This is a genomic window from Citrobacter sedlakii (assembly GCF_018128425.1).
In the GTDB taxonomy this organism is placed as follows: domain Bacteria; phylum Pseudomonadota; class Gammaproteobacteria; order Enterobacterales; family Enterobacteriaceae; genus Citrobacter_A; species Citrobacter_A sedlakii.
The window spans coordinates 2,769,482-2,782,752 of record NZ_CP071070.1; the positions used below are offsets into that span (position 1 = coordinate 2,769,482).

The window sequence follows — 13,271 nt, forward strand, 5'->3', positions numbered from 1 at the left end:
CAACCGTAGGCCGGATATGCACAGCGCATCCGGCTTTTTAATACGGAGGAAAGGATGAAAAGAATCGTTATCGCAGGCGCGACGCTGCTGCTGTGCGCAAACGCGCTGGCCGATGAGTGTGCGAACGCCACAACCCAGGCCGACATGAACGCCTGTGCTATTACGCAATATCAAACGGCGGATAAAAAGCTCAACGATACTTACCAGCACGCGCTTAAACGCGCGGCGCCCGCGCAACAAGCGCTGCTGAAAAAGGCGCAAACCGCGTGGATTGCGGTGCGGGACGCCGACTGCGCGCTGATCAGTTCCGGTACCGAAGGCGGAAGCGCCCAGGTGATGATCGCTAATCAGTGTCTGGCGGATAAAACCACCGAGCGCGAAGCGTTTCTCGCCTCGCTGCTGCAATGTGAAGAAGGTGACATGAGCTGCCCGTTGCCGCCAGCAGGCTAACGAACGCGGATCCCTTCGATGATCATGCGCTGGACGTTCGCCACCGTCCGATCAAAAAAGGCCTCATCACGCAGCGTTGCGCCCGTTACTGCTTCAACCTGCGGCGCGAAGTCGGCGTAATGCTGGGTCGAGGCCCAAATCATAAAGATCAGATGATGCGGATCGATCGGCGCCAGTTTGCCGCTGTTGACCCATCCGGCAATCAGCGCGGATTTGTCATCAATTAACGCTTTCAGATCCCCGGTCAGTTCGGCCATCAATAGCGGCGCGCCCGCCAGCATCTCCATACAGAATAACCGCGACGCCTGTGGGTAATCGCGGGAAACCTCCAGCTTCAGGCGAATGTATTCGCTTATGGCCTCCAGCGGTGCGAAATCCTCGCGAAACGCTTTGAGCGGCGCCAGCCAGATGTCGAGGATCTGCCGCAGCACGGCGACATAAAGCGCCTCTTTAGACGGGTAGTAATAAAGCAAATTGGTTTTCGATACCCGGGCCTGCTCGGCGATCTGCTCAAGGCGCGTGCCATGAAAACCATACTGGGAAAAGGTGTTTAACGCCGCCGTTAAGATAGCCTGACGTTTCGCGCTAACCGCCCGCGAGCGTTTACCACTTTTGTTTACAGCCCCCTGCGCCATGCCCCTCTCCTGTCCGTTCGTTCCGGGTGTTATTCACCTGCCGAAAAAAAATAATGGCGCTTAGTCTGCGGGGGGTTAAGAGACAGTTCAACCGTACCGGCAAAAAAAACCGCCGGAAAATTCCGGCGGCGGTGGTTTCATCACCTCGGCGTTAGTCATGTTCATTAACGCGTTGCATGATGGTCTTCAGGGTGGGGTCACGCTAGCTTTTGCGGTTACCGCCGCTGCTCTTGCCCCCTTTCTTACCTGCTTCAGATGCACGTTGCGGGTCATTTTTAAAATTCCCCCCGCTGTGCTGACCACCTTTACGACCTGCTTCTGATGCTCTTTCACGGTCTTCGGCAAAATTACCGGAACCGCCTCGATGGTTTGCCATTACTGACCTCCGTCATTGATTAGACATCATATTGCATAGGTTTTGAGGAGTGATTCCTCACGCAACGTATGACCGGTGACATCATTTTCGCTACGTGATACTAAGCTTAGGCAATACGGGCGGTTCAGCCAGCGTATCGTAATATCCTGCAACAGCTATCCGCCGTTATCGGCAATAATCGCCGCGAACAATCAATAAGCCATTCTTATGATTAAAAAAACTCACCGGCAGAAAATGTATCATTTTGCTACAAAAGCCATTTCAGTGAAAATTGTTATAAATCAAAGAAATGGTGGTGATATTTGCACTCTGGGCGTGACGGCATATCTTTATAAAGGGTAGCGAATCGCTACAGACACGGTTAACGCGAGGAGTAGGACAAATGGCTAAAGTTCTGGTGCTTTATTATTCCATGTACGGACACATCGAAACAATGGCGCACGCGGTTGCAGAAGGCGCAAACAAAGTCGACGGCGCTGAAGTGGTGGTTAAGCGTGTGCCAGAAACCATGCAACCTGAAATTTTCGCCAAAGCAGGCGGCAAAGCCCAAAATGCCCCCGTCGCCACGCCGCAGGAGCTGGCTGATTATGATGCCATTATTTTTGGTACCCCAACGCGCTTTGGCAATATGTCGGGACAAATGCGCACCTTCCTCGATCAGACGGGCGGCCTTTGGGCTTCTGGCGCGCTGTACGGCAAACTCGCCAGCGTGTTCAGCTCCACCGGTACCGGCGGTGGTCAGGAACAGACCATTACCTCCACATGGACTACACTTGCCCATCATGGGATGGTCATTGTGCCTATCGGCTATGCCGCCCAGGAACTGTTTGATGTTTCGCAGGTTCGTGGCGGAACGCCGTACGGCGCGACGACTATCGCCGGCGGTGACGGCTCTCGCCAGCCAAGCCAGGAAGAACTTTCAATCGCTCGCTATCAGGGTGAATACGTTGCCGGTCTGGCCGTTAAGCTCAACGGCTAGTCTTCAACAGGAGGATAAGCATGCCAACTCAAGAAGCAAAAGCGCACCGCGTCGGTGAATGGGCAAGTCTGCGCAATACGTCGCCGGAAATAGCCGAGGCCATCTTTGAAGTGGCCGGATACGATGAGAAACTGGCCGAGAAAATTTGGGAAGAAGGCAGTGATGAAGTCCTGATCAAAGCCTTTGATAAAACGGATAAAGACTCGCTCTTCTGGGGCGAGCAAACCATCGAGCGCAAAAACGTCTGACCCCACTTCCCCCGCATTCGCGGGGGAACCTCTCTTATTTTGCTGCCGCATTCATAACCGCGTCGAATTTATCGATCGGGCAAAACCCGTTGGCGTCCACCGGACAGCCTTTCAGTTCCAGCGTCACACGCTGCGGTGGGGATTTCAGCGTCAGGACATCCGCGTTACGCAGTTGCTCGCTGCTTTGATAGACGTATTCGATTTTCATCAGATCGCGTCTGGCGCGAGTGTCATGCCAGCGCTGAAAGACAATTTTGCCGCCAATCGGCGTACGCTCGTACTGGTTATGCAACTGGTATGGCTTGAAGTCGAGCGCCGTCAATAGCGAAGCGATATTCGAGTCATGCCCTACCAACACGGTAATTTTCGGCGCGTTAACGCGATCGGTCACCAGCGTCTTGTCGATATAGTTCACCAGGGGCGCTGCCACATTGCGCGCCACGTCCGCAGAGGTGAACAGGCTGTCCTGATAGCCATTTTTCAGTTTCGACAGCACCTTCCACTGCTGATCGGTTTTGATTTCGCCCCATGCGACCTGATCCATCGGAAAGCCTTCGTAGTACTGCAGGGTGAACGCGTCCACCAGCGAGTTACCGACCTTCAACGGCCCGGAAACGCCCGGCTCCTTCTGGTACGTCGCGCTGAACGTGTCTTTTTCGTCCGTCAGTGAACAACGTTGTTTTTCTTTACATGACGGAGACGTATTGTAACGGGTGATCTGCTCAAGCAGTTTATAACTCTCGTCGAGATGCATGCCTGCGCGCTCTTTTTGCATCGCCTGGATGGCTTTCTCGCTGAACCCGGCGTCGTCGTCGGTGATCACCGGGTTGAAGGTCGGGTCCATCGTGCCCATTTTTTCCTGATGATGTACCGGCACATCGCAGCCGGGAAATGCACCGGTTATAAAGAATTGGGCAGTGGCGACGGTGCGTTGCAGACTGTTAGCATAGGCATAAACCGCGTCAGACGCCGGACATTCGCCGGACTTTACCATCCCCTGCGCGGCCAGCCATTCGCGCATATAGTGCCCCATATACACCTCGAGCACGCCGCCTTTCGTGGTGAGCTGTCCGCCCGGTACGTCCCATTCAGGCCACTTATTCGGCGTCGACTGTTCCAGTACGCTGCCGTTATTCGCCAGCGGCGCGCGCAGGTTGTGTCGGCTCATCATCAGCACTTGCTGTAGCTGATAACCTTCCGGTGTGGTTTGCGCCTGCGCGCCAACAGACACCAATATGCCCCCAGCCACTGCGGCGGCAATTAACGTTTTTTTCATCCCTATGCCTCTTGTTGTTATTTACGCGCCATCAGTGTGACAGAGTGTTGATAAATTTCCGGGAAGGTATCCGCAAAAACGGCGGAAAAAGATTGACTTCGACGCTGCCGGTTATTCTGGCAGAAACGCGTGAAGGCCGTATAAGGGCCTTCGCAGAAGGCTTCCGTTCGCCTCATGTTCTGTGCTTCTCCGGACGCCCGGATAACAAGGGAGGCGGCGATCCTCCCTTGCGCGTTCACGGGTGCTGAACGTTCAGAGACGCACTGTCCGTAAGGTAAACGCAACCTGTTGTCGGTGTGACATATTTGCCCCTTCCCCGGGTACGTCTACGAAGCCATTCCCGCCCACCACAGGCGTAATTTCATTCCCCAGTAGCTGGTCCAGCCGCTGGTGGTCGAGACAACCTGCCCTTTCGACAGCACCACCAGCGTCGGCGTCACGCTAACCGCCCAGCGGGTGGAAAGCGTGCCATTAGCATCGTTGACGACCGGAAATGAGACCCCTTTGCGCGCCAGCCACCGGGCGACCAGCGGGTCGTCGCCAGAGCGGAGCGCCACCGTGAGCACATTCTTTCCTTCAGCCTGAAGCCGCGCGACATCGGGGGTTGTAAAACGACAAACGCCGCACCAGCTTGCCCAGAAATACACCAGCAGCGGCTGCTCCTCGCTCAGTGCGGCCAGGGTGACGCTTTCGCCATCCAGCGTCCTCAGCGGCATACTGTCAAAAGACGGCGGGGCCTGCGGAGCGCGCCAGGCGTCAAGCAGTAACGTGCCGCCAGCCAGCAGCACCAGCAGGATAATCCCCTCCCGCAACCAGCGTCGCAGTTTACTGACCATGCGCCACCGCCAGTTTCTCTTTGACCACCTCGTTCAGCACCTCCCAGGAGACCGCCCCCGGGATCAGCTCATCGCCAATGATTGTCGCTGGCGTCCCTTGTACCCCAATCAACCGCGCCAGTTGCAGGTTAGTGCTCAGCGTCTCCTGACTTTTCGCCTCCAGCGTGACCGGACTCGCCCCCGACTTCGCTTGCGCCTGACGGATGCTGGCGTCGGTATGATACCCCCGCTTCTGCATCAACTTTTCATGCAACGCCGGAAACTGTTCCGGATGTTCACGCCACGTCGTCAGCGCAGTACGCGCCGCCAGCACCGAGCTTTCACCTTTAAACGGCAGCGGTTTCACGATCACCGCCACGTCGGGATAGGTCTTTACGATTTTTTCCAGCAACGGGTCAAGCTGTTTGCAGTAGGGACAGTTGTAGTCGGTAAAATTCACCAGCGTCAGCTTCGCCTGTTTTGCGCCAATGCGCGGACTGCCCGGATCGTTAAACAGCGCCTCATCAATCAACGCTTCAATTTGCCTTTCCTGTTCAGGCGTAAACGGCGCCGCTTCTTTCGCCACACTGACAGCGCTGAATAGCGACAAAAAAAGTATTAACAGATAGTTCATGGCGTCTCTCCTTTCGCTTCTGCCAGCGTTTTCAGCAGGTTGTCGCGGGTTAAAAGGGTTGGCAGCGTCTGCCCTTGAGGCAGGCCGGGGCCATAGATTTGGTTATACGGCACGGCGACCTGACCGCGTGCGTTGAGAAAGGCGGTGATCTCATCAGACGGCAGCGTCCAGTCTCCCCGCAGCGCAACCACATCCGGTTGCCCCAGCGCCTCCTGCACGGACGGCGTTGTGAGAACATTGTATTTATTGACCTTGCAGGTAATACACCACTCGGCGGTGACGTCGATAAACACGCGCTTATGCTGCGCGAGCGCATCGGTAATGGCCTGCTCGCTCAGCGGTTGCCAGTTAACGCGCTCTTTTTCTGCGGGCGTCGATGAGAAGCCCAGATGCGGCAGCAGCAGCGTTGCCAGCCAGATTGCCGACCCCAGCATCATCAGACCGAGCAGTCGACGCAGTCCATTCATCCAGCGCCCCGGACGCGGCAGACGCTGCGCCAGACCGGGCCGAATCGCCACCAGCAGCCACGGCAGGCTCATCCCCACGCCAAGCGCGAGGAAAAGCCCCCACAGCGTCGGTAACGAGGCGGTCAGCGCCACCGCCACTGCGGTGCCGAGAAACGGCGCGCTGCAAGGCGTCGCCAACAGCGTGGCGAAAGCGCCTTGCCAGAAATGCCCGGCCAGGCCGTTGCCGCCGTGGGTCGCCAGTTTTGTCGTCAGGGAGGCAGGCAAGCGAAAGGTGAACAGGCCAAACAGGCTGGCGCTGAAGGCTAACATGACCAGCATCATCACGCCGATAAACCACGGGTTCTGGAACTGTATTCCCCACCCCAGTGCCTGATTGCTCAGGCGCAGAATGGTCATTAACAGCGCCAGCGCCATGAACGACGCCAGTATGCCGACCACCGAAGCAAGGAACTGGCGACGGACCTGCCGGCGACTTTTATCTTCCACCAGCAATACCGAACCCAGCTTCATAGCCAGTACCGGCAGCACGCAGGGCATAAGATTCAGGATCAAACCGCCCGCCAGCGCCATCAGCACGACCTGCCAGAGCGGTAACCCGCCGCCGACCGCGGCGGGCGCATCGCCAGGCGTAAGTTCACTCTCCTGCGCAACCTCGTTATCCGCCAGCACCAGCGTCAACGGTTGGCCGCGCAGATCGGGCGCGCCTTCTCCCCAACTGTCGTGAACCGGAACCGTTGCCCGCATCGTGTCACCGTCAACACGAATATGCGGTTTGCCAAAATCCACCTCCCCGACGCTATCGAGAAACAACGCGGGATCCGTCCAGCCTGCGCTCCGCTGCGCCGTCACGATCAGTTCGCCGGGACGCGCGTCGGCCTGGAGCGTATCCGTCAGCCCTTGCGCCAGCGGAATGCGCCCCATCGCCTGAGCGTAATCGTGGGCAAAGCCAGCATCCCGGGAAGATGGCGCGACGGAAAAGGGATAATCGGTGAGCAGACACACGTTGCTACAGGTAGAAAGCGTCAGCACGCCAGCAAGCGTGGCAGGCGCTTTCCCCTGAACGCGCAACGGAAACGTGACGCGCTGGTGATAGCCCTGGGTGGTGATACCGGCAACGTCAAAACGCGCGGGCGTCGGCCAGAACCAGTTGACGGCTGGCGAGTTCTCTTTCCACGCGATGGACGGCGCAATGCCGCCTTCGCCGGGCGAGCGCCAGTAGGTTTTCCAGCCGTTTTCCAGCTTGACGTCTATGAGCAGGCGCGTTTCACCCTGCGCAGTGGTGTCCGCACGAACCCGTACGCTGGCATGATCGTTCTGCAGGGAACGCAACCAGCTGCTCTCTGCCGCCCAGGATACGGGCAGCCAGAGGATTAACAGACAGATCAGCGCCTGCCTGAATGCAAGAATCATAATTTTTCTCCATGAATGATTAACTAACTGTGCAGCACAGCCGGTCTGTCATTCACGGAAGACGCAGAATCGGAGATGGACCCGTAGTCCGGGCGGAGAAATAACGCGTTGCGGAAAGAACGGTAAACGCACCGTCCGTCGCGGGGTTAGCAGGGCAAGGAGTAGACAAAACGCCAGTATCGCGCCTTCGAAAACCACCGGCGGCGCGGCAAGCAACGATTTTGCACTGAGCTCGCACGGCGTGACGGGCGTTGCGTCATCCGGTGCCGACGAGGGCGCAGAAACGACCGTCGTCGCCGTGGCCGTGTCCATCTGCAACGCATGCAGGCCCGCCATGCGCTGCGCGGTACAAACTATCACCACGACACATGCCAGGCAGAGAAACCACCATCCCATCCGTTGACGTTTCGCCATTACACCCTCACTCATTGACGCGAGTTATCTTAGCCACTGTCGGGGAATAAGCAACTGTTGGGCTGTAAAGTTATGTGGGTCATAAGGTTGGCATACGGCGACGGGAGGATTACCCTACACTTAACGGTGACACCTTTTCAGGGATCCCTTCAGCCTGTATTGATTAACCCGAGAGAACGCTATGGAATTAAAGGATTATTACGCCATCATGGGCGTGAAGCCGACGGACGATCTCAAGACGATCAAGACCGCTTACCGCCGACTGGCCCGCAAGTACCATCCTGATGTCAGCAAAGAAACCGACGCCGAAGCCCGCTTTAAAGAAATTGCCGAGGCGTGGGAAGTGTTGAGCGACGAGCAGCGCCGCGCTGAATACGATCAGCTGTGGCAGCACCGTAACGACCCGCAGTTTAACCGTCAGTTTCAGCAGGGCGAAAACCCGCGCTACAACGCCGAAGATTTTGACGATATTTTTTCCTCCATTTTTGGTCAGCAAGCGCGGCATACGCGTCAGCGTCACGCCAGCCGCGGCCATGATATCGAAATCGACGTTGCGGTCTTTCTTGAAGAAACGCTGGCGGAACATAACCGCACCATCAGCTATAACCTGCCGGTATATAACGCGTTTGGCATGGTAGAGCGCGAAATGCCTAAAACGCTGAACGTAAAAATCCCGGCGGGTGTGGGCAACGGTCAGCGGATCCGCTTAAAAGGCCAGGGAACCCCGGGCGAAAACGGCGGGCCGAACGGCGACCTGTGGCTGGTGATTCATATCGCGCCCCATCCGCTGTTTGACATAGTGAATCAGGATCTGGAGATCGTGGTGCCACTGGCGCCATGGGAAGCCGCGCTGGGTGCGAAAATTGCGGTGCCTACGCTGAAAGAGAGCATTCTGGTGACCGTTCCCCCCGGCAGCCAGTCCGGGCAGCGCTTGCGCATTAAAGGCAAAGGCCTGGTGAGCAAAAAACAGACCGGTGATTTATACGTGGTCATCAAAATTGTGATGCCGCCGAAACCTGACGAACGCGCACGCGCGCTGTGGCAGCAGTTGGCGGAGGCGCAGTCGGGGTTTGATCCGCGCAAAGACTGGGGGAAAGCATAATGGCTAATGTCACCATCACCTTCACGGTTACTGAATTTTGTCTGCATACCGGCGTCACGGAAGAGGAACTGAATGAGCTGGTCGGGTTGGGTGTGATTGAACCGTATGACGATACCGCTCCCGGCTGGCAGTTTGACGATCGCGCCGCAGCGGTGGTACAGCGCGCGCTCCGGCTGCGTCAGGAACTGGCGCTGGACTGGCCGGGTATCGCCGTTGCCCTTACTCTACTGGAAGACAATACGCGTTTGCGCCAGGAAAATCGCCTGCTGCGCCAGCGGCTTTCGCGCTTTATTGCCCATCCATAAATTCCGGGCGGCGAAAGCTGCCCTTTTATCCAGCAATGATATAAATCAACGCTGACACTGTCGGATCACCGTAGGATAGTGGCATCTAAAATACCACTTTATGGGAAGCCGTGGGCCATGAGCGATAAGAAACGAACGCGCTGGCAGCGCCGTCCGGGAACGACAGGCGGTAAACTCCCCTGGCATGACTGGCGCAACGCCACCAGTTGGCGTAAAGCGACGCAGTTTCTGATGTTGGCGATCAATGGATATATTGGCGTGACCTTTTATTACTGGGTGCGCTATTACGAAACCGGCGGAGCCAGCCTGTATCTGCCCCGCCCTGGCGGAATTGAAGGCTGGCTACCTATCGCCGGTCTGATGAATCTGCGCTACACGCTGGAAACCGGATTTCTGCCGCCAATTCATGCTGCCGCCATGCTGTTACTGGTGGCCTTTATGCTAACCAGCCTGCTGCTGAAAAAATCTTTCTGTTCGTGGCTGTGTCCTGTCGGTACGCTGTCGGAACTTATCGCCAATCTTGGGAAGCGGCTCTTTGGCCGTCATTTCAGTCTTCCCCGGTTTCTGGATATTCCCTTGCGGGGACTAAAGTATCTTTTGCTGGTCTTTTTTCTCTCTATTTCGTTGTCGATGCCTGCGCAGGGTATACAGTATTTTCTGATGTCCGCCTACGGCATTATTATCGATGTCAAAATGCTCGATTTCTTTCGCCATATCGGCACGATAACGCTCCTCAGCGTCGCACTGCTGGTGGTCCTGAGCTTATTTATTCGTCACGCCTGGTGTCGCTATCTGTGTCCTTACGGCGCATTGCTGGGGCTGTTATCTCTGCTTTCACCGTTCAAAATCCGCCGTAATGCCCGTCGCTGTATTGACTGTGGTAAATGCGCGAAAAACTGCCCGTCGCGTATTCCGGTAGATAAGCTTATCCAGGTGCGCACCGTGGAATGTACGGGCTGTATGACCTGCGTGGAGTCCTGCCCGGTCGCCCAGACCCTGAGTTTTTCTCTGCGCACGCCTGGCGGAGAGACAGGGAAACGGCACGGCGCGCTGTCCGGGGTGACGATGACGCTGCTGGTGTTAGGGATTATGTTCGCCAGCGTGGCGTTCGCGATGCTGGCAGGCGTGTGGGAAAGCCCGGTGCCAGAACATCTCTATTTTCGCCTGATTCCGCAGGCAGGCGCCATTGGGCATTAAATCCGAGCCGGATGAGGACGTCATCCGGCACGAAAGATTTATTCCGGCTTCTGGTCGTCGGCGATACCATCCTCGATAAAATCTTTATCCAGTTCTTCCGCGTTGCCTTCATGATCGCGCCCGGAAAGGATGTTCCAGCAGGCGATAAACAACGCGGCGACCAACGGACCAATCACAAAGCCGTTAATGCCGTAGATTTCCATGCCGCCCAGCGTGGTGATCAGGATCAGGTAGTCCGGCATCTTCGTGTCTTTGCCGACCAGAATCGGTCGCAGAATGTTATCCACCAGACCGACAATCACCATAAAGAAACCGACGATAAAAAAGCCCTGCCACAGCTGCTGCGTCGCAAACAGATAAATGGCCGCAGGCACCCAGACAATGGCAGAGCCTACCGCCGGGATAAGCGACAGGAACGCCATCAGCGCGCCCCATAAAATACTGCCTTCGATTCCGGCAATATAAAACGCAATCCCGCCCAGCGTCCCCTGCACAATCGCCACCACAACCGTACCTTTTACCGTCGCGCGGGAAACGCCGGCAAATTTCGCAAACAGATGCTGCTTCACAAAGTCTGACAGGGGAAGCGAATCGAGGATCTGACGCACCAGAAAAGGCCCGTCTTTTAGCAGGAAGAACAGCAGATACAGCATTACGCCGAAACTGATGGCAAAGCCAAAGGTTCCTTTGCCAATCAGAAACGCGCTACCTGCCAGATACTGCCCCCCTTTCAGGGCCACCTCAGAGAGTTTTTGTTGGATTTCCGCAGCGCTGTCGAGATTGTGATCGGCAAGAAACGTTCGCGCCCAGTCAGGCATATGGGCAAATAAACTCGCGATCACCTCCGGAAACTGGGCGTTATTATTCTGTAGCTTGACGTAAACGACGTTCAGTTCGAAGGCCAGCGAGGAGAGGATGAGTGTCAGCGGAATGAAGACGATCAGACAGATAATCCCCAGCGTCAGCAGTGACGCCAGACCATTGCGTTCTCCCAGCGCGACGCGCAATTTGTTCTTTATGGGATAAAAAATAACCGTAAGGATCGCAGCCCAAAGGATAGCGGAGAAGTACGGTGACAAAACATCGAAGAAAGCCCATGTCACCATAACCAGCAGGAAAAGGAAAAATCCTTTTGTCAGTCCGTTAAAACGCATTAGTCAGTCCTGTAAACAAAACAACTCTTTGGACTATAGGTCTGATTGGGAATTTTACAATCCCGGAGAGCAGGAAAAATGCGGCAACAAAGGCGTCCCCTTTCCATCGTGCGTTGTGGAAATGGCCACTCAAGAGCCAGAGCAGGCATAATTATTACTCTCCCTCTGGCAAAACCACCCAATCTGTCATAATTTTAGGTGTTAATATTTTATAGCCAATAGTTCTCGCCGATATTTTTCTTGCCAGAATCATCTGAGGCGAGGTAAATCAGAACCAACAAAATATTACTGTCGGCATTTCTATTTTGCAGCTTACCGCTTCGCTTTATTTGATCAAAAAATGATCGCATTTTAATTAGTAACGTAAAGTTATGTATAGCTTTCAATAAGATTTTTACCGCTTACCTGCTGAATTAAAAAGAAAAATAAAAAGAGATAACAAAAACGATCGTTTTTCAAGGACTTACATCACCTTGAAACATAGTGAAACGTTGTTTACTTTTAGAAACAAGCCTACACCAGCCTATTTCAAATGATATCAAGAAGTGCGTAACTTAAAGGAGTTAAGTGTGAAGTGGACAGTAATTGACACAATTGCATGCCCTAATACTGGTATTGCGTTTTCCAGCATCGTCAGCCTAAAAATGCTCAAACTGGTAATTTGGTATGAAGGAGATGTCATTATTCCAGCCGGATCAACAATTGAACCTTTTGCGGAAGGCATAAAAATTGATGGAGAATATCATCCACTAAAAGTCTACAATATCACGACGCTTAAACTTTCTGTCTGGCGCGAAATGAAAGAGAAAATTAAATGTCCGGAAAGCAGTCGCGACGACGATGATCTCTGCCTTACCCCCTTCAAATGCGCACTCAAAGTTTGCCCTTACGGTAAAAAACGCCCACAACATTCATTGGTGTCCTGAAGGACTCTTTCAACAAGGATGTGCTTACGCGCGCGTCTGTTAGGTATAACGAGCAAGCATCGCTTCCGGGATGGGGCACAGCGCGGAGTCCACTCGATAGACGGGTTGCGATGCCTATTCGCCCGCGACGCAAAAGGTGACGCGTTTTTTATCGCCGACCAGCTTATCCTGTACTTCCATTCTGACGACTGGAGGTTTCCTGTGTGTGGACGCTTGCACAAGCTCAAACCTGTGAAGAGCATCTTGCCTACCAGGCAGACGAAGCCTGTCGTGACATAACATACGACCCGGTATAGCCGGAGAGTAACTCCGGCTGAATTTATCCGAAGTATCCAAAAAGACGAAGATCTCTGATTTAGCATTGCACTGATTTTGGACCAGGGTCACCGCAACAAAGCATATAGTTTGCTGTCATAGAGGTTACCGTTCTTGTATGCTGCCTTTTTTAACACGCCCTCTAATTCAAAACCGTTTTTTTCAAGAATCCTGCATGATCCCAAATTATGAGAAAAGACGGTCGCATATAATCGGATGATATTGTGATCCTGGAATGAAAGCTGCACCATCTGTTTTACAGCTTTTGTCATGATCCCTTTTCCCCAGTGATCTTCTCCAAGCCAGTATCCAAGTTCTGCGCTTTTCTCATACATATCAGAACCTACTGTAATACCGATACCGCCCACCGCTTGACCGTCAATGACGATTGCAAGGTTGCGAGTTTTCTTTAAATCTTGCGTTTGGCAAAATTCAATAAAGCGCACAGCATCTTCTTCCGTATAGGGGTAGGGAAAGATATTTCTCAAATTTCGGGCAATGTTCCGGTTATTTGCATGATGGACCAGGTCGTGAACATAGTCTAAAGACCATTCTTTTAATTCCATAA

The 13,271-nt window shown here is 54.4% G+C and carries 16 protein-coding genes; 7 read left to right on the forward strand and 9 right to left on the reverse strand.

Annotated elements, in window-relative coordinates; all coding sequences use genetic code 11:
- Positions 1 to 54: 54 nt before the first annotated feature.
- The gene (locus tag JY391_RS13260) at positions 55 to 450 is read left to right on the forward strand and encodes a lysozyme inhibitor LprI family protein (protein WP_060569578.1); all 396 of its coding nucleotides are present in this window, start codon (positions 55 to 57) and stop codon (positions 448 to 450) included.
- Here JY391_RS13260 and rutR read toward each other — a convergent pair.
- Positions 447 to 1,085 carry an HTH-type transcriptional regulator RutR gene (gene rutR / locus JY391_RS13265; protein ID WP_042287908.1) on the reverse strand — a complete coding sequence of 213 codons (639 nt, stop codon included), beginning with the start codon at positions 1,083 to 1,085 and terminating at the stop codon, positions 447 to 449. The genes JY391_RS13260 and rutR overlap by 4 nt on opposite strands.
- A gap of 202 nt (positions 1,086 to 1,287) precedes the next feature.
- Positions 1,288 to 1,461, reverse strand: coding sequence for a con-10 family general stress protein (locus JY391_RS13270; protein WP_042287910.1), 174 nt, complete (start codon positions 1,459 to 1,461; stop codon positions 1,288 to 1,290).
- 382 nt (positions 1,462 to 1,843) lie between these two features.
- Between JY391_RS13270 and wrbA the strand changes: the two genes are divergently transcribed.
- Together wrbA and JY391_RS13280 are read left to right on the forward strand one after the other, a co-directional pair.
- Positions 1,844 to 2,440: an NAD(P)H:quinone oxidoreductase gene (gene wrbA / locus JY391_RS13275; protein WP_042287913.1), complete on the forward strand. Its 597-nt coding sequence runs from the start codon at positions 1,844 to 1,846 to the stop codon at positions 2,438 to 2,440.
- Between the two features lie 20 nt (positions 2,441 to 2,460).
- On the forward strand, positions 2,461 to 2,688 hold the full coding sequence (locus JY391_RS13280) for a YccJ family protein (protein ID WP_042287915.1): 228 nt from the start codon (positions 2,461 to 2,463) through the stop codon (positions 2,686 to 2,688).
- Between the two features lie 34 nt (positions 2,689 to 2,722).
- Here JY391_RS13280 and agp read toward each other — a convergent pair whose 3' ends face one another.
- The 5 genes from agp to JY391_RS13305 form a co-directional block, all read right to left on the reverse strand.
- Complete coding sequence (gene agp, locus JY391_RS13285) at positions 2,723 to 3,964, reverse strand: bifunctional glucose-1-phosphatase/inositol phosphatase (protein ID WP_211934440.1); 1,242 nt, start codon at positions 3,962 to 3,964, stop codon at positions 2,723 to 2,725.
- 326 nt (positions 3,965 to 4,290) lie between these two features.
- A complete protein-coding gene (locus tag JY391_RS13290) occupies positions 4,291 to 4,800 on the reverse strand; it encodes a protein disulfide oxidoreductase (RefSeq protein WP_211934441.1) in 510 nt (169 codons plus the stop codon).
- Positions 4,790 to 5,413: a DsbA family protein gene (locus JY391_RS13295; RefSeq protein ID WP_199956146.1), complete on the reverse strand. Its 624-nt coding sequence runs from the start codon at positions 5,411 to 5,413 to the stop codon at positions 4,790 to 4,792. Before JY391_RS13295 ends, JY391_RS13290 begins: the two co-directional genes overlap by 11 nt.
- Positions 5,410 to 7,290: a cytochrome c biogenesis protein CcdA gene (locus JY391_RS13300; RefSeq protein ID WP_211934442.1), complete on the reverse strand. Its 1,881-nt coding sequence runs from the start codon at positions 7,288 to 7,290 to the stop codon at positions 5,410 to 5,412. The genes JY391_RS13295 and JY391_RS13300 overlap by 4 nt, the downstream gene beginning before the upstream one ends.
- A 48-nt stretch (positions 7,291 to 7,338) precedes the next feature.
- Positions 7,339 to 7,704: a hypothetical protein gene (locus JY391_RS13305; protein WP_042288212.1), complete on the reverse strand. Its 366-nt coding sequence runs from the start codon at positions 7,702 to 7,704 to the stop codon at positions 7,339 to 7,341.
- A 181-nt stretch (positions 7,705 to 7,885) separates the two neighbouring features.
- On the opposite strand from JY391_RS13305, the gene cbpA reads away from it, so the two are divergent.
- From cbpA to JY391_RS13320, 3 genes are all read left to right on the forward strand, one after another.
- The gene (cbpA, locus tag JY391_RS13310) at positions 7,886 to 8,806 is read left to right on the forward strand and encodes a curved DNA-binding protein (RefSeq protein ID WP_199956152.1); all 921 of its coding nucleotides are present in this window, start codon (positions 7,886 to 7,888) and stop codon (positions 8,804 to 8,806) included.
- Positions 8,806 to 9,111, forward strand: coding sequence for a chaperone modulator CbpM (gene cbpM / locus JY391_RS13315; RefSeq protein WP_042287937.1), 306 nt, complete (start codon positions 8,806 to 8,808; stop codon positions 9,109 to 9,111). Before cbpA ends, cbpM begins: the two co-directional genes overlap by 1 nt.
- Before the next feature lie 117 nt (positions 9,112 to 9,228).
- Entirely contained in the window at positions 9,229 to 10,308 is a 1,080-nt protein-coding gene (locus tag JY391_RS13320; RefSeq protein ID WP_060569572.1) for a 4Fe-4S binding protein, read from the forward strand.
- A 38-nt stretch (positions 10,309 to 10,346) separates the two neighbouring features.
- Here the strand turns inward: JY391_RS13320 and JY391_RS13325 are convergent, their stop codons facing one another.
- On the reverse strand, positions 10,347 to 11,462 hold the full coding sequence (locus tag JY391_RS13325) for an AI-2E family transporter (protein WP_205611880.1): 1,116 nt from the start codon (positions 11,460 to 11,462) through the stop codon (positions 10,347 to 10,349).
- 569 nt (positions 11,463 to 12,031) lie between these two features.
- On the opposite strand from JY391_RS13325, the gene iraM reads away from it, so the two are divergent.
- Positions 12,032 to 12,388 (forward strand): anti-adapter protein IraM, encoded by a 357-nt coding sequence (gene iraM / locus JY391_RS13330; RefSeq protein WP_042287946.1) that lies wholly within the window; start codon positions 12,032 to 12,034, stop codon positions 12,386 to 12,388.
- A 383-nt stretch (positions 12,389 to 12,771) separates the two neighbouring features.
- Here the strand turns inward: iraM and JY391_RS13335 are convergent, their stop codons facing one another.
- Positions 12,772 to 13,269 (reverse strand): GNAT family N-acetyltransferase, encoded by a 498-nt coding sequence (locus JY391_RS13335; protein ID WP_211934443.1) that lies wholly within the window; start codon positions 13,267 to 13,269, stop codon positions 12,772 to 12,774.
- Between the last annotated feature and the right edge of the window lie 2 nt (positions 13,270 to 13,271).